This window comes from Dyella ginsengisoli LA-4 (assembly GCF_000334915.1).
Taxonomy (GTDB): Bacteria; Pseudomonadota; Gammaproteobacteria; order Xanthomonadales; family Rhodanobacteraceae; genus Dyella_A; species Dyella_A ginsengisoli_A.
Genome location: NZ_AMSF01000027.1, coordinates 37,749 through 53,634, shown reverse-complemented (window position 1 = coordinate 53,634; position 15,886 = coordinate 37,749). Strand labels below are relative to the sequence as shown.

At 68.8% G+C, this 15,886-nt stretch carries 14 protein-coding genes; all 14 read right to left on the bottom strand.

What is annotated here, in order from left to right; genetic code table 11:
• Nucleotides 1-44 precede the first annotated feature (44 nt).
• Entirely contained in the window at nucleotides 45-917 is an 873-nt protein-coding gene (locus tag C693_RS0108450; protein WP_430536801.1) for a polyprenyl synthetase family protein, read from the bottom strand.
• A gap of 1 nt (nucleotide 918) precedes the next feature.
• Nucleotides 919-1,176: an exodeoxyribonuclease VII small subunit gene (locus tag C693_RS0108445; RefSeq protein WP_017461828.1), complete on the bottom strand. Its 258-nt coding sequence runs from the start codon at nucleotides 1,174-1,176 to the stop codon at nucleotides 919-921.
• An 89-nt stretch (nucleotides 1,177-1,265) separates the two neighbouring features.
• On the bottom strand, nucleotides 1,266-2,543 hold the full coding sequence (gene tilS, locus C693_RS0108440; RefSeq protein ID WP_017461827.1) for a tRNA lysidine(34) synthetase TilS: 1,278 nt from the start codon (nucleotides 2,541-2,543) through the stop codon (nucleotides 1,266-1,268).
• Between the two features lie 77 nt (nucleotides 2,544-2,620).
• The gene (locus C693_RS0108435; RefSeq protein ID WP_017461826.1) at nucleotides 2,621-3,355 is read right to left on the bottom strand and encodes an NYN domain-containing protein; all 735 of its coding nucleotides are present in this window, start codon (nucleotides 3,353-3,355) and stop codon (nucleotides 2,621-2,623) included.
• Between the two features lie 58 nt (nucleotides 3,356-3,413).
• Nucleotides 3,414-3,593, bottom strand: a complete 180-nt coding sequence (locus C693_RS0108430; protein WP_017461825.1) for a hypothetical protein — start codon at nucleotides 3,591-3,593, stop codon at nucleotides 3,414-3,416.
• A 63-nt stretch (nucleotides 3,594-3,656) separates the two neighbouring features.
• Nucleotides 3,657-4,616: an acetyl-CoA carboxylase carboxyltransferase subunit alpha gene (locus C693_RS0108425; RefSeq protein WP_017461824.1), complete on the bottom strand. Its 960-nt coding sequence runs from the start codon at nucleotides 4,614-4,616 to the stop codon at nucleotides 3,657-3,659.
• A gap of 310 nt (nucleotides 4,617-4,926) precedes the next feature.
• Nucleotides 4,927-8,472, bottom strand: coding sequence for a DNA polymerase III subunit alpha (gene dnaE, locus C693_RS0108420; protein WP_017461823.1), 3,546 nt, complete (start codon nucleotides 8,470-8,472; stop codon nucleotides 4,927-4,929).
• A 161-nt stretch (nucleotides 8,473-8,633) separates the two neighbouring features.
• Nucleotides 8,634-8,834, bottom strand: coding sequence for a hypothetical protein (locus C693_RS0108415; RefSeq protein WP_017461822.1), 201 nt, complete (start codon nucleotides 8,832-8,834; stop codon nucleotides 8,634-8,636).
• Nucleotides 8,835-9,111: 277 nt separating this feature from the next.
• Nucleotides 9,112-9,708 (bottom strand): ribonuclease HII, encoded by a 597-nt coding sequence (gene rnhB, locus C693_RS21405; RefSeq protein ID WP_052329373.1) that lies wholly within the window; start codon nucleotides 9,706-9,708, stop codon nucleotides 9,112-9,114.
• Complete coding sequence (lpxB, locus tag C693_RS0108405) at nucleotides 9,701-11,017, bottom strand: lipid-A-disaccharide synthase (RefSeq protein ID WP_430536800.1); 1,317 nt, start codon at nucleotides 11,015-11,017, stop codon at nucleotides 9,701-9,703. Before lpxB ends, rnhB begins: the two co-directional genes overlap by 8 nt.
• On the bottom strand, nucleotides 11,014-11,802 hold the full coding sequence (lpxA, locus tag C693_RS0108400; protein ID WP_017461819.1) for an acyl-ACP--UDP-N-acetylglucosamine O-acyltransferase: 789 nt from the start codon (nucleotides 11,800-11,802) through the stop codon (nucleotides 11,014-11,016). The genes lpxB and lpxA overlap by 4 nt, the downstream gene beginning before the upstream one ends.
• Nucleotides 11,799-12,272 (bottom strand): 3-hydroxyacyl-ACP dehydratase FabZ, encoded by a 474-nt coding sequence (gene fabZ, locus C693_RS0108395; RefSeq protein ID WP_017461818.1) that lies wholly within the window; start codon nucleotides 12,270-12,272, stop codon nucleotides 11,799-11,801. The genes lpxA and fabZ overlap by 4 nt, the downstream gene beginning before the upstream one ends.
• Nucleotides 12,265-13,293, bottom strand: coding sequence for a UDP-3-O-(3-hydroxymyristoyl)glucosamine N-acyltransferase (gene lpxD / locus C693_RS0108390; protein WP_017461817.1), 1,029 nt, complete (start codon nucleotides 13,291-13,293; stop codon nucleotides 12,265-12,267). Before lpxD ends, fabZ begins: the two co-directional genes overlap by 8 nt.
• 136 nt (nucleotides 13,294-13,429) lie before the next feature.
• A complete protein-coding gene (gene bamA, locus C693_RS0108385; RefSeq protein WP_017461816.1) occupies nucleotides 13,430-15,832 on the bottom strand; it encodes an outer membrane protein assembly factor BamA in 2,403 nt (800 codons plus the stop codon).
• Nucleotides 15,833-15,886 lie beyond the last annotated feature (54 nt).

Here is a 15,886-nt window from a genome sequence, read left to right as displayed (position 1 = left end):
AGGGTCTCTCGGAGGGATGGAAAGGGCGGCGCAGGCCGCCCTTTTCAGTGCTGGCGACCGGCCGCGTAGCGCGCCAGCTCGATCAGCAGCTCGCCACGCGACTCCAGCACGGAGACGGCGGCCAGCGCTTCGTCGGTGAGCTGCGCCAGCCGGGTGCGCGAGGCATCCAGGCCCAGGATCGACGGAAAGGTGGGCTTGTCGGCGGCAGCGTCCTTGCCGGCGGTCTTGCCGATCACCGCCGATTCGCCCTCGACGTCGAGGATGTCGTCGCGCACCTGGAAAGCCAGGCCGACGGCGTGGGCGTAACGGTCCAGCGCATCCAGGGTGGCGATGTCCGCGCCGGCGGTCATCGCGCCCAGTTGCACCGAGGCGCGGATCAGCGCGCCGGTCTTGCAGGCGTGCATGTGCTCCAGCTCGTCCAGCGACAGCGTGCGGCCAACGGCGGACAGATCCAGCGCCTGGCCCCCGGCCATGCCCTCGGCGCCGCAGGCGCGGCCGAGGGCGCGCTGCATCGCCATGCCGGTGGCAGGATCCACCGGCGCCTTGGCCAGCAGCTCGAAGGCCAGCGCCTGCAGGGCGTCGCCGGCCAGGATCGCCATCGCCTCGCCGAACACGATATGGCAGGTGGGGCGGCCGCGGCGCAGTGCATCGTCGTCCATGGCCGGCAGGTCGTCGTGCACCAGCGAGTAGGCGTGGATCAATTCCACCGCGCAGGCCGGCGCGTCGAGCGCCGGGTCGTCGCAGCCCAGCGCGTGGCCGGCGGCATAGACCAGCAGCGGACGCAGCCGCTTGCCGCCGCCGAGCACGGCGTAGCGCATGGCGCGATGCAGTTCGGCGGGCGGGGCGTCTTCGGCGGGCAGTGCCGCGGCGAGGGCGCGGTCGGCGCGATCGATCAGCGCCTGCAGCGCCGGGCTCAGCTCAGAGTTCGGGTTCAAACGGTTCGGCGCTCTCGGGGGCGTCGGGGTCGAGCAGCAGGCGCACCCGCAGGTCGGCCTTCTCCAGCGCCTGCTGGCAGTGGCGGTACAGACCGATGCCACGCTCGAAGGAGGCCAGCGAATCGTCCAGGCTGAGGTCGCCACCTTCCATCTTCGCCACGAGCTGTTCGAGCTCGTCGAGCGAATGCTCGAAGTCGGCGGCTGGCGCGGTATCGGCAGGGGCGGGAACGGTCTTTGCCATGGCCGGCAACGCTAACGCAGCGGGGCATGGGAATCAATGGAAAAGGCGTCGCGCACGCCCTGGAAACCGCATGGTATCGGGCTTTTGCGCTAGCGGCCCGGAACCCAGCGCAGCGTTTCGCCGAGCAGCACCCGGCCGCGGTCGCTCAACCAGCGGTCGGCGACGGCCACGAGTGCGTCGCCCTCCCAGACCAGCGGGCAGGCCAGGCGTTGCCACGGGGGCAAGGCGCCGGCCTGGAACAGGTCGCGCAGCTCGCGGGTGTGCGGGTCGCCGGCCGGCTTGAGGCGTTCGCCGCCCCGACGCAGGCGGACCGTGAGCGGAGCGTCCAGCGTGCGGTCGAGGTGCAGCGAGCCGCCATCCGGCAGGGCCAGCACGCCGCCGCGCCAGCACGCCTGCCAGTCCGGGGCGAACGGCGGTGCCGGTGGCAGGGCCCACAGGCGCCCGCGCCAAACGTGCAGTTCGGCACCGGGCCAGCGGATGCAGGGGACGCGGCCGTCACGGGCGTCGATCTGGCGAAGGATCTGCGCGCGCTGGCCGCTGGTGGGCGCGGGCAGGCCACGACCGTGCAGCCAGTGATCGAGCAGCGGCTCGCGCAGGCCGGGGGCGAGGTCGCGCCAGCCGGCGGCGTGCAAGCTGCCGGTGGCGTGGTCGTGCAGCCTGTCGAGAGCGACCACCCAGGCGGTGCGCAGGGCGTCGGCGGCATCCCGGCACAGCGTGGCGCTGCGGGTGATCGAGTCGGCGACGTGCGGCCAGTGCCGGGCCAGACGCGGCAGGATCTCGTGGCGAAGCGCATGCCTGGCGAGTCGCGGATCGAGGTTGGCCGGATCGTCGAGGCAGGTCAGAGCGTGGCTCTGCACATAGGTCTGCAAGGCCTGGCGGGGCAGGTCGAGCAGGGGGCGCCACAGTGTGCCGGCACCCAGTGGCCGCCGCTCGCGCATGCCACCCAGGCCTTCCGGGCCGGCGCCTCGCAGCAGTTTCAGCAACACCGTCTCGACCTGGTCGTCGCGATGATGGGCGGTGAGTAGCTGCTCGCCCGGCTGCAGCGCGGCGGCCAGTGCGGCGTAGCGGGCTTCGCGTGCCGCACCTTCCATCCCGAGGCCGGCATCCAGGTCCACCGAGACGCGCAGCACCGTGCAGGCGACATCGAGCGCCGCACAGAACGCCACGGCGTGTTCGGCCCACCGTGCGCTGTCCGGATGCAGCCCGTGGTCGACATGCAGGGCGCGCAGTGGCCGGCCGCGTGGCAGCGAGGCCAGCGCATGCAGCAACGCCGAGGAGTCCGGGCCACCGCTGAAGGCCACGCACAGGCCATCTGCCGGCGCGTCGGCCAGCCGGGCAAGCAGGTGTTCGGTCAGCGAGTGAGACAAGACGATGCGTTGTGGCCGGGGAGGCGCACAGTCTAGGGCGGCCGCCACGGTCACGCCCGCTGCGCGGCGGCGCGGGGCTATTTGCGCCGCTTGTCGCGCACGTAGAGCGTGCGGGTGGCACCGTCGCCGCGCGGGTCGATCTCGAACAGGCCGATCGCGTCGACCAGCTCGCTCAGCTTGCGGTAGCCGTAGTTGCGCGGGTCGAACTCCGGCGCCTGCTTGGCCACCGACGAGCCGATCGCGCCCAGGTGCGCCCAGCCGCTGTCGTCGGACACCGCGTCGATGGCGTTGCGCAGCAGCCCGACCAGCCGCGCGTCGCCCTTGAGCTGGGCCTGCGACAGGCGCTTGGCCGGCGCCTCGTCCTCCGGCTTCTCCACCAGCAGTTCGGTGTAGATGAACTTGTCGCAGGCGGCGACGAAGGGTTCGGGCGTCTTCTTCTCGCCGAAGCCGTACACGGTGAGCCCGGACTCGCGGATGCGCGCGGCCAGCCGGGTGAAGTCGCTGTCGCTGGAGACGATGCAGAAGCCGTCGAAGCGCCCGGTGTAGAGCAGGTCCATCGCATCGATGATCATCGCCGAGTCGGTGGCGTTCTTGCCGCGGGTGTAGCCGAACTGCTGGATCGGCTGGATCGAGTAGGTCAGCAGCGTTTCCTTCCAGCCCTTCAGGTGCGAGCCGGTCCAGTCGCCGTAGATGCGCTTGGCGTGCGCGGTGCCGTACTTGGCGATCTCCGCCAGCAGGCCCTCGACGATGGCCGGCTGGGCGTTGTCGGCGTCGATCAGGACGGCGAGGCGGTCGGATGGGGTGTTGGCCATGGCGAAGATTCCCTGGGCGAGCCAGTCCCCATCATGGCAGAGCGGCGGAGGGTCCGGGTCAGTAGCTGACGCCGGCGCGCTCCAGTTCGTGGCGCAGCGCGCCCAGCCGCGAGCGTTCGATCGGCGTGTCGCGCAGGTAATGGGCCAGCGCCGCGGGCGTGGTGATCGGCGGCGTGCTTGTGGCCAGGGCGACAGGCGCAAGCAGTGCGAGCGTCGTGGAGAGAGCGATGCGGCGCATGGCGGTCCTCGTCGTGCGGCGATTCCGTTCGCGCCCGACGATAGCAGCCACGCAGCTCGGGGATCAGGCCTCGGCGTAGGCGCCGTAACCGCGCAGGCGCTGGTAGCGACGCGCCAGCAGGTCGGGCACGTTCATCGCCTCGAGCCGGTCCAGCTCGTTCAGCAGCACGGCCTTGAGGCGGATCGCCATCGAGTGCGGGTTGCGGTGCGCGCCGCCCAGTGGCTCGCGCACCACCTTGTCGACCAGGCCCAGCTCGAGCAGGCGCGGGGCGGTCACGCCCATCGCATCTGCCGCGTCGCGGACCTTGTCCTGGCTCTTCCACAGGATCGAGGCGCAGCCTTCCGGCGAGATCACCGAATAGATCGAGTACTGCAGCATGATCACCGCGTCGCCCACGCCGATCGCCAGCGCGCCGCCGGAGCCGCCTTCGCCGATCACCGTGCACACCACCGGGACCTTCAGCTCGGCCATTTCCAGCAGGTTGCGGGCGATTGCCTCGCTCTGGCCGCGCTCCTCGGCACCGACGCCGGGGTAGGCGCCCGGGGTGTCGATGAAGGTGAGGATGGGCAGGCCGAAGCGCTCGGCCATCTTCATCAGGCGCAGCGCCTTGCGGTAACCCTCGGGGCGCGGCATGCCGAAGTTGCGGCGCACCTTGCCCTTGGTATCACGTGCCTTCTGGTGGCCGATGATCATCACCGAGCGGCCGTTGATGCGGCCCAGGCCGCCCACGATGGCCGCGTCGTCGGCGAAGGCACGGTCGCCGGCCAGCTCGTGGAACTCCTCGCAGATGGCGCTGATGTAGTCCAGCGTGTACGGCCGCGCCGGGTGGCGCGACAGCTGGGTCACCTGCCACGAATTGAGGTTGCGGAAGATCTCTGCGGTCTTGACCTTGAGCTTCTCGCGCAGGCGGACGACCTCTTCGTCGATGTCCACCGCCTGGCCATGGCTGGCGTGACGAAGCTCTTCGATCTTCGCTTCCAGCTCGGCAATCGGTTGTTCGAAATCGAGGAAGTTCGGGTTCATTCGGCGCGGTTCAGGACAGTAAGCGGGGCAGTATAGCGGGCCGCGGAAAAACGCGAGAACGCCGCCGTATGGGGTTGGGGCGAGGAGTGAGTGGCGAGGAGTGAGGAGTGAGAGGTCAAGCGTCCGCAGCGGGCATGGCTTTCTCTCGCTTCCAAAGCCTTGCCGCACACGACAGGCCTTTCGCTATGCGTAGCCGGGCTGCCTTGCCCCCACGCAAGGCCGCCACGGCGCGCAAAAGGTCCAGGGAGGAGTGTGTGGTGCAGCGGGCGGAGCGAACGATGCTCTTCTCTCATTTCTCACTCCTCTCCTCTCACTCCTGGCTTTTCACGATGCGCAGACGGGCCGCCTCGACCCCGGGCAGGGCGCGCACGGCGCGCAGCAGGTCCGGGATCGCCTCGACCCGCCAGTCTTCTCCCAGCTCCAGGTCGGCCTGGGCGTCGCGGTTGTGGTAGCCGTGCAGCACCACGCTGGCGCGGCCGCCACGGAAACCGGCCAGGGTGCGCTGCAGCTGCGCCGGGAAGTCCGGCGTGATGCCATTGAGCTTCAGCCGCAGCAGGCGCGCATGGCGGCGGCAGGCGTCGGCCAGGGTGATCGCGCTGCGCGCGCGCACCTGGAAGCCGCCGCCGGAAAACTCGTCGATACGCAGGCCGCCCTCGACGATCAGCATCTCGTCGCGGGTCAGCAGTGGGGCCACCTGCTGGAACAGCTCGCCGAAGAAGCTCACCTCGATCGAACCGGTGCCGTCCTCCAGCCGCACGAAGGCGTCGGAGTCGCCACGCTTGCGCACGGCGGTGACCATGCCAGCCACGGTCCAAGGTGTGTCCGGGCCGCGGCGGAAGCGGTTGTTGTCGCCGTCGTCGTTCTTGCGCGGGCGCGGCGGCTGGTAGCGCTCGGCGATCTCGCCCAGCGGGCAACTGGACAGCTGCGCCAGCTCGTCGCGCCAGGGATCGGTGGGATGGCCGGACAGATAATGGCCGAGCGTGTCGCGCTCGCCCTGCAGTTTCCGCTCCAGCGGCCACTCCGGCACGGTGGGCAGGTCGATCTGCACCACCGGCGTCACCGCTCCCATCGCCGCGCCGAACATGTCGTTCTGGCCGGACTGGCGGTCGCGCAGGTGCTGTTCGGCGGCCTTGATCGCGTCCGGCAACTGCTCCATCAGGCTGGCGCGGGTCGGCGCCAGCGCGTCGAGCGAGCCGGCGTGGATCAGCGCTTCGAGCACGCGGCGGTTGAGCTTGGTCGGGTCGACCCGGCGGCAGAAGTCGGCCAGATCCGTGTAGGGACCGTTGCGCTTGCGCTCCTCGACGATCGCCTCGCAGGCGCCCTGGCCGACGCCCTTGATCGCACCCAGGCCGTAGCGGATTTCCTTCGGCTGGGTCGCCACGAACATGTATTCGGAGGCGTTCGCGTCGGGCGGCAGCACGGTCAGGCCGATCGCCTTCGACTCGTTCAGGAAGGTCACCACCTTGTCGGTGTTGTCCATGTCCGAGGAGATCGTCGCGGCCATGAACTCGGCCGGGTAGTGCGTCTTCAGCCACGCGGTCTGGTAGGACACCAGCGCGTAGGCGGCGGCATGCGACTTGTTGAAGCCGTAGCCGGCGAACTTCTCCATCAGGTCGAAGATCTGGTCGGCCTTTTCCCCGGAGAGCCCGTCCTTGGCCGCACCTTCGCGGAACATGGCGCGGTGCTTGACCATCTCCTCGGGCTTCTTCTTGCCCATCGCGCGGCGCAGCAGGTCGGCGCCGCCGAGCGAGTAGCCGCCGACGATCTGCGCCATCTGCATTACCTGCTCCTGGTAGACCATGATGCCGTAGGTCTCTTTCAGGATCGGCTCGACGCGCGGGTCCGGATATTCCACCTCTTCCTTGCCGTGCTTGCGCGCGACGAAGCTGGGGATCAGGTCCATCGGGCCGGGGCGGTACAGCGCCACCAGCGCGACGATGTCGCCAAAGCGGTCGGGCCGGGCGTCCTTGAGCATGCGCTGCATGCCGGAGGATTCGAGCTGGAACACCGCCACCGTCTGCGCGCGCTTGAGCAGCTCGTAGGTGGGCGCGTCGTCGATCGGCAGCTGGCTGATATCCAGCGGCGCCTCGCCGCTCTGGGCGCGGCGCGCGTTGATCGCCTTCACCGCCCAGTCGATGATCGTGAGCGTGCGCAGGCCGAGGAAGTCGAACTTCACCAGGCCGACCGCTTCGACGTCGTCCTTGTCGTATTGCGTGACTACGCCGCCACCGCCCGGTTCGCAGTACAGCGGGGCGAATTCGGTCAGCGGCCTGGGGCCGATCACCACGCCGCCGGCGTGCTTGCCGGCGTTGCGGGTGAGGTTCTCCAGGCTCAGCGCCAGGTCGATCAGCGGGCGCGCCTCGTCCTCGTCCTGCTCGTAGAGGTCGCAGAATTCCCTGACGACGCGATCCGGCTCCTTCTTCGACTTCTCGCTGCGGCCCAGCGCATCGGACAGGGTCAGGTCGAGTGGACGGGCGGGAATCAGCTTGGCGATGCGGTCGACCGCGTTGTAGCCCATGCCGAGGACGCGGCCGGAGTCGCGCAGCACCGCCTTCGCCGCCATCGAGCCGTAGGTGATGATCTGGCTGACGTGGTCGCGGCCGTACTTGCGTGAGACGTAGTCGATCACCTCGTCGCGGCGATCCATGCAGAAGTCGATGTCGAAGTCGGGCATCGACACGCGTTCGGGGTTGAGGAATCGCTCGAACAGCAGATCGAACTGCAGCGGGTCAAGGTCGGTGATCTTCAGCACCCAGGCGACCAGCGAGCCGGCGCCCGAGCCGCGGCCCGGGCCGACCGGGATGCCGTTCTGCTTACCCCAGTTGATGAAGTCGGCCACGATCAGGAAGTAGCCGGGGAAGCCCATCTCGATGATGACGTCCAGCTCGCGTTCGAGCCGTGTCTCGTAGTCGGCCAGGGTCTTGCCCTCGGCCAGCGGCGCGGCGGCCAGGCGCTCGGCCAGTCCCGCGCGCGCCAGTTCGCGGATATAGCTGGCCAGGTCGTGGCCTTCCGGCACCGGAAAGTCGGGCAGGTAGTAGGTGCCGAAACTGAGCTCGAGGTTGCAGCGCTTGGCCAGCTCGACGGTATTTTCCAGCGCCTCGGGCAGGTCGGCGAACAGCGCCTCCATCTCCTCGGGCGACTTCAGGTACTGCTGGTCGCTGTAGTCGCGCGGGCGCTTGGGATCGGCCAGCACGCGGCCCTGATGGATGCAGACGCGCGCTTCGTGCGATTCGAAGTCGCCCTGCCTGAGGAAGCGCACGTCGTTGCTGGCGATCACCGGCAGGTCCAGCTCGGTCGCCAGCGCCAGCGCGGCGGTATTCCAGGTTTCCTCGCCCTCGCGGCCGCAGCGGGTCAGCTCCAGGTACAGCCGGTCGGGGAACAGCCGCGTGAGCGGGCGCAGCTTCGCCAGCGCGGCTTCGACGCCCTGGTTCACCGCGATGCGGGCGACCTCGCTCTCGCGCCCGAGCAGGGCGATCAGCCCGTGCGACGCGGCCGGGCTCAGCCAGCCGGCGTCGACCGTGGCCTTGCCGCCGGCCTGGCCGTCGCGCCAGGCGCGCGACACCAGCCGCGACAGGTTGAGGTAGCCCTCGCGGTCCTGGCACAGCACGGTGAGGCGCCAGGGACGCGGGTCGTCCGGCGAGCTGATCCACAGGTCGCTGCCACCGATCGGCTTGATGCCGGCCGCGCTGCAGGCCTTGTAGAACTTCACCAGCGCGAACATGTTGCTTTCGTCGGTCAGCGCGACCGCCGGCATGCCCGCGCGCACGCAGCCGTCGACCAGCGCCTTGATGCGGATGGTCGAATCGACCAGCGAGTACTCGCTGTGCAGGTGCAGGTGGACGAAACGGGAGGGCATGGCGACTCGGCGGCTGACCCGGAAAGGTAACCGTGGGTCGGATGGGCCACAAGCTTGACAGTCGCGGCAACGCGTTCACCGCCCGTCGCCCGGTGCCGGCAGTGGCGCGTCGGCCGACCGTCCACGCTGGCGGACAGCCTGCCCGGGCGGGGCGCCACTGCTCAGCGGATCGTGAAGCGCTGGCAGTCCTCCTTGCCGTCGAGGTGGTCCAGCGGCTCGATCAGCAGGCCGCGGCCGTCGTAGTCGCGGTGCACGGCGTGCACCGTCCCGCCTTGGGGCAGCGCCCGGCCGATCGCCTCCTGCAGCGGGGTCGGGGCGGGAACGTCGGGTTGGGTCGAGGGATGGGCGGTGGTCGATGTCATGACACGGCTCCTCGCGGGTTCTCCGCGATCGGGGATGATCCGCCGGAGCGGATCCGGGGCGTCCCTGCGATGGGCGTACGTAAATGCTGGTCGCCGCCTTGTCCTGCCCCCATGGGATGCGCAAGGCGCGGTCCGCGTTGCACGGCCGGAACGATCCGGGGCGGATCGGCGTCTCGGGCGCCATGTGGGGCTACGCGCAACATCCTACGCCGACTGTGCCGGGACGTACCTGCCAGAGGTCAGGTTCTGGCCGGCATGCCGCTTGCGTTGCGACGGCTCAGAACAGCGCCATCTGCTCCAGCGCGCGGCCGACCGGGGCGAAGCTGCGCCGGTGCTGCGCGCACGGACCCAGCCGCTGCAGCGCATCCAGGTGCGCGGGCGTCGGGTAGCCCTTGTGTACGGCGAAGCCGTAGCCCGGATGGACCGCGTCGAGCTGCACCATCAGCCGGTCGCGGGTGACCTTGGCCAGGATCGAAGCGGCGCTGATCGCCGGCTCCAGCGCGTCGCCGCCGACGATGGCACGTCCCGGGCAGGGCAGGTCGCGCGGCAGCTTGTTGCCGTCGACCAGGGCCTCGTCAGCCCGGGGCGAGAGGCCGGCCACCGCGCGGCTCATGCCGGCCATGGTGGCCTGGAAGATGTTCAGCCGGTCGATCTCCTCCGCCTCGACCACCACCACGCAGTGGGCGAGCGCGTGCGCGATCACCTGCGGGTAAAGCGCGTCGCGCTTCTTTTCGCTGAGTCTTTTCGAATCGTCGAGACCGGCGATCGGTCGCGCCGGGTCGAGGATCACCGCGGCAACCACCACCGGGCCGGCCAGCGGTCCGCGGCCGGCCTCGTCCACCCCCGCGATCCTGCGCGACGTCCGGTCAGCCACGCGCGGCCCCCGGTTCGATCAGCTCGGCCACTGCGGCGGCCGCGGCGTCGCCGGCGTGACCGGTCAGGTCGACCTGCAGGGCGCGGTGCAGCTGCTCGAACGTGGCGACGATCGCACCGCGTCGCTCACTGTCGTCGAGCAGTGCCAGCGTGTCGTCGGCCAGGTGCGCCGCGGTGCAGTCGTCCTGCATGCGTTCGGACACCGGCAACGGATCGCCCAGGCCGCTGGCGCGTGCCAGCACGTTGGGCAGGGAATAGATGTCGGTCTTGAGCATGCGCAGCAGCCGGGCGATGCGATAGCTGAGCGGCGACACGCGATAACCGACCACCATCGGCCGCTTCGCGAGCATCGCCTCCAGCGTGGCGGTGCCGGAAGCCAGCAGTACCACGTCGGCGGCCAGCATTGCCTCATGTGCCTGCCCGTCGAGCAGGCGGGGTGGTTCGGGCCAGCGCAGGCCCGGCTGGTTGAGCAGCGTCCGCAGGCGCTCGTGCATGCGGGCGTTGGCCGAGGGAATCACTACCTGCAGCCCCGGCACGGCGGCCGCGACCCGGGCGGCGGCGTCGAGGAAGATCGACCCCAGCCGCTCGATCTCCGAGCCGCGGCTGCCGGGCAGCACCGCGAGCACGGGCCGTTCCTGCGCGAGGTTCAGCGCCTCCCGCGCGCCATGGCGGTCGCCGACCATCGGAAAGCGGTCGGCCAGCGGATGGCCGACGAACCGTGCATCGACGCCATGGCGGGCGTAGATCGGCGGCTCCATGGGGAACAGGCACAGCACGCGGTCCGCGCTGCGGCCGATCTTCTCGGCGCGCTTCTCGCGCCAGGCCCAGACCGAGGGACTGACGTAGTGCACGGTGCGCAACCCGGCTTCGCGCAGGCGCCGTTCCAGGCCGAGGTTGAAGTCCGGCGCATCGATGCCGATCACCACGGCCGGCCGTGCCGCGATCAGGCGCTCCAGTAGTTCCCGGCGCAGCCTGAGCAGGCGCGGCAGATGACCGAGCACCTCGGCCAGGCCGAACAGGGACAGTTCGGCCATGTCGTACCAGGACTGGAAGCCCAGCGCCTGCATGCGCTTGCCGCCGATGCCAGCGAAGCGCGCCTGTGGGTAGCGGCGGCGCAGGGCGGCGATCAGGTCGGCGCCGAGCTGGTCGCCGGAGTCCTCGCCGGCGACGATGGCGATGAGCAGGGCGTCGGAATCGGGGATGCGCGAGTCGGCAGAGGCTGGCGGCTGGTTCATGCGCGCCATTGTAGTGTGTGGCGTCCGGCCGGACGGGGCGCGGCCACGGGCCGGCCCCGATCGTCGTGGTTTCAGCGTGCCAGCGAGCGCTCGCTGCGCTCCAGGAACTCCAGCATCGCTCGGACGTCCTCGCTGTCCTGCGCCTGCGTGGCCAGCTGCTCGCGCGCCTCGGACAGGCTCAGGCCGGCCATGTACAGCGTGCGGTAGGCACGCTTGATCGCCGAGATCCGCGTGCTGTCGAAGCCGCGGCGCTTGAGGCCCTCGCTGTTTATGCCACGCGGGCGACCGCGGGTTTCGTTGGCCATCATGACGAACGGCGGAACGTCGCTGCCGACCAGACAGCCCATGCCGATGAAGGCGTGCGCGCCAACCTTGCAGAACTGGTGCACGCCGGCGTAGCCGGACACGATCACCCAGTCGCCGATCTCCGCGTGCCCGGCCAGCGCCGAGTAGTTGGAGAACACCACGTGGTTTCCGACCTGGCAGTCATGCGCCACGTGCACGTAAGCGAGCAGCCAGTTGTCATTGCCGATGCGCGTGATGCCGCCACCGTCGCCGGTACCTCGATTGACGGTGACGAATTCGCGGATCAGGTTGCGGTCGCCGATCACCAGTTCGGTGCGCTCGCCCTGGAATTTCTTGTCCTGCGGCGCGCCGCCGAGCGAGGCGAACTGGCTGATGCGGTTGTCCCGGCCGATGCGGGTGGGGCCCTCGATCACCACATGCGGGCCGACCACGGTGCCGGCGGCGATCTCCACGTCCGGCCCGATCACCGTGTAAGCGCCGATACTGACGTTGTCGCCCAGCACGACCGACGGATCGATCTGGGCGGTGGGATGGATCGACGCGGCGTGGATCATTTGTCGGACCTCGCTGCGCACATCAGTTCGCAGCTGGCCACTTCCTTGCCGTCGACCAGGGTGCGCGCGATGAACAGGCCCATGCCGCGCATCAGGCGCTTGAGCGAGACTTCCATGCGCAGCTGGTCGCCCGGCACCACCGGGCAGGCGAAACGGGCGTTGTCGATCTTCGCCAGATAGAACAGCGGGCTGCCCTGGTCACCCTTCAGGCGGCTGGATATCTGGGTGAGCAGTCCGGCGCTCTGCGCCATCGCCTCGACGATCAGCACGCCCGGCATCACCGGGTGGCCGGGGAAGTGGCCCTGGAAGAACGGCTCGTTCATCGTGACGTTCTTCAGCGTCACCACGCTGGTGTCCGGAACCAGTTCGATCACCCGGTCCACCAGCAGGAACGGGTAGCGGTGGGGCAGCAACTGCTGGATCTGTTCGACACCGACCGGCAGGCTGAAATCCGCTGCGTAATCACTCATTGTTGCTGTCCTTCTCCAGCGCCGCGAGGCGGCGCGCATAGTCGTCGAGATGCTTGAAACGGGCGGCATTCTTCCGCCACTGCCGGTTTTCCTGGAGCGGCGTCCCCGAGGAGTATTCGCCGGGTTCGCGGATCGAGTGGGTCACCAGGCTCTTGGCGGTGATGGTAACCCGGTCGGCCAGCTCCAGATGGCCGAGTACCCCGGCGTTGCCGCCGATCATGCAATAGCGGCCGATTTTCGCGCTGCCCGCCACGGCGGCGCATCCGGCAAGCGCCGAATGCGCGCCGATGGTCACGTTGTGGGCGATCTGGATCTGGTTGTCCAGGCGCACGTCTTCCTCCAGCACGGTGTCGTCCAGCGCGCCGCGGTCGATGGTGGTGTTGGCCCCGATCTCGCAGTCGTCGCCGATGCGCACGCCGCCAAGCTGGGGCAGCTTGATCCAGTGGTCGGTGTCGAAGGCCAGGCCGAAGCCGTCCGAGCCGATCACCGCACCGGGATGCACCAGCACCCGCTTGCCGAGAGTGACCCGGGTGACCAGGGTCACGCGGGCGACCAGCCGCGACTGTGCACCGACCACGCACCCCTCGCCGATCACGCAGTGCGGGCCCAGCACCACGCCGTCCTCGACCACCGCGCCGGCCTCAACCACGCAGCAGGGGCCGATGCTGGCGCTTGGGCTGACCCGCGCCGTTGGCGCCACCACGGCACTGGGATGGACGCCCGCCGGCGCGGCCGGCAGGTGCTCGAACAGTGCGGCGATCTTCGCGTAGGCGACGTAGGGATCGCGTGCGACCAGGGCGGCACTCGGGCACTGCGACAGATCGGCTTCGCGCAGCACGACCACGCCGGCACGGGTGCCGGTCAGCTGCCCTGCGTACTTGCTGTTGGACAGGAAGGTGAGCTGGCTCGGGCCCGCGCCGGCCAGCGTGCCCACGCCGTCGATTACGCGTGCAGCATCGCCGTGGGCGACGAGGCCGAAGCGATCGGCCAGCTCTGCGACCGAGTAGGAATTCGCGCTCATGGATGCTCCGGGAAAGCGCGCCATTGTAGGCGACCCGGGGACAGGTGTCCGTGCGCCGGCGAAGGGAGTGGGCCTGAAACGCACAAGCGCGGCCGGAGCCGCGCTTGTGCAGGGACGATCCCGCGTACGGGAACGGTCAGAACTGACTGCCGAAGGTGAACTGGATGCGCTCCTCGTACGGACGGTCGGAGGGCTTGGAGCGGATCGGCGTGGCGAAGTTGATGATCAGCGGGCCGATCGGCGCCTGCCAGTGCAGCGAGATGCCTGCCGAGGCACGCAGATCGCCGGCGTTGAAGCTCTGGTAGTTCTTGTATGCGTTGCCGACGTCCATGAACAGCGACACGCGGGCGGTGTTGATGTCCTTCAGGAACGGCAGCGGCAGATACAGCTCGGACGTGCCGAGCACCTTGAAGGCGCCGCCGATCGGCTGGGCGTACTGGTAGTAGCTGCCGGTGCAGTAGCCGTTGGCGCTCGGCTGGACCGCGTGGCCGCTGGCGTCCGTACCGGAGCACACGCGCGGGCCCAGGGTGTTGTCCTGGAAACCGCGCACGTCGCGTACGCCGCCGGAGTAGAAGTTCTGCCAGAACGGGTAGTCCAGCGGCTGCCCGGCCAGGTACTGGCCGAACGAGTTCTTGTACGTCTGGCTGCCGTAGGTGGCGCCGTACTGGGCCTGGCCGTCCAGGTAAAGCACGAAGCCGCCGCCGATCGGCCAGTAGTGGTTGGCTTCCGCGCTGACGCGGAAGTGCTGCACGGTGGAGCCCGGCAGCGCCACGTCCGTGGACACCGACATCAGGCCGCCGCGGGTCGGAGCCCAGTAGCCGTTGCGGGTGTCGTGGTTCCAGCCCAGCGTGCCGGTCCACTCGTGGATGGTCTGGTGGCCGAGCGCGTTCTGGTAGTCCAGCAGCACCTGCGGGCTGTAGCCCGGGTAGAGGTTGATCTTGTTGCTGCTGAGACCGAGCCCGACGCGCAGGCTGTCGAACTCGGTGATCGGAATGCCGAGGAAGGTGGAGAACGACTTGGCGCTGGTAGCGTAGTTGGCGAAATCGGTGTTGCCGTAGTCGGTCTTGGAGTAGCCGACCGTATAGCCGATGCCGATGCCGCTGTCGGTCAGGAACGGGTTGTAGTAGCTGGCATTGACGCGCTTGTAGTAGGTGCTGGTCTCGGCGCCCACGCTGAAGCTGTCGCCGGTGCCGAGGAAGTTGTTCTGCGACACCGAGGCGGACAGGATGACGCCGGAGTACTGCGAGTAGCCCACGCCGAACTGCAGGCTGCCTGCGGACTGCTCCTCAACCTTGACGGTGACGTCGACCTGATCCTGGGTACCCGGGACACGCTGCTTGTCGATGTCCACCTTCTTGAAGTAGCCCAACTGCTGCAGGCGGACCTTCGAGCGGTCGATCATCGTCTGCGAATACCAAGAGCCCTCCAGCTGACGCATCTGGCGACGGAGCACGTCGTCCTCGGTGCGGGTGTTGCCCTGGAAGATCACCCGGCGCACGTACACGCGCTGGCCCGGTTCGATGTAGAAGGTTAGGTCGACGGTGCGCTTTTCCTTGTCCAGCTTCGGTACCGGCGTCACCTTGGCGTAGGCGAAGCCGAGGTTGGCCAGGATGCCCTTGATCGCGTTGGAGGTGCCTTCGACGGCGGCGCGGTTGAACTTGTCGCCAGTCTTCACGAACACCAGCTGGCGCAGGGTTTTCTCCGGCAGGATCAGCTTGCCCAGCAGGTGCACGTCGGAGACGGTGTAGACCTCGCCCTCCTTGATGCTCGCGGCGATGTACATCTCGCGCTTGTCGGGCGAGATGGTGACCTGGGTGGAGTCCACGCCGAAGTCGGCGTAGCCGCGGTTCATGTAGTAGGACTGCAGCTTCTCCAGGTCGCCGGAGAGCTTCTCGCGCGAGTACTGGTCGTTCTTCGAGTACCAGGACATCCAGTTGGTGGTGCCGGACTCGAAATTGTCCTCGATCTGCTTGTCGGTGAACGTGGTGTTGCCGACGACGTTGATCTCCTTGATCTTGGCGACCTTGCCCTCGCGGATCTCGATGTCCAGCGCCACGCGGTTGCGGTCCAGCCGGGTCACGTGCGGGTCGATCGACACGTTGTACTTGCCGCGGTTGTAGTACTGGGTGATCAGTTCCTGCTTCACGCGGTCCAGCGAGAGGCGGTCGAAAGTCTCGCCCTCGGACAGGCCGATTTCCTTCAGGCCCTTGCGCAGGTCCTCTTCCTTGATGTCCTTGTTGCCGCGGATGGTCAGCTTGGCGATGGACGGGCGCTCGATCACCTTGATCACCAGGATGTTGCCCTCCCGGCTCATCTCCACGTCGCTGAAGAAGTGCGTGTCGTAGAGGGCGCGGATGGCGCGCTGGGCCTCGTCCTCGGTGAACTGGTCACCCTTGTTCACCGGCAGGTAGTTGTAGACCGTGCCCGCCGAGATGCGGCTCAGGCCGTCGATGCGGATGTCGGACACGACGAACGGTTCGAAGGCCACCGCGTTGGCGGAGAGAGAGGCAAGCAGGAGCAGGGCGGCGATACGCTTCATCGTCGATTCCGTTGGGTTATTTCGACGGGCCGATCATGGTGATCGTCCCGGGCA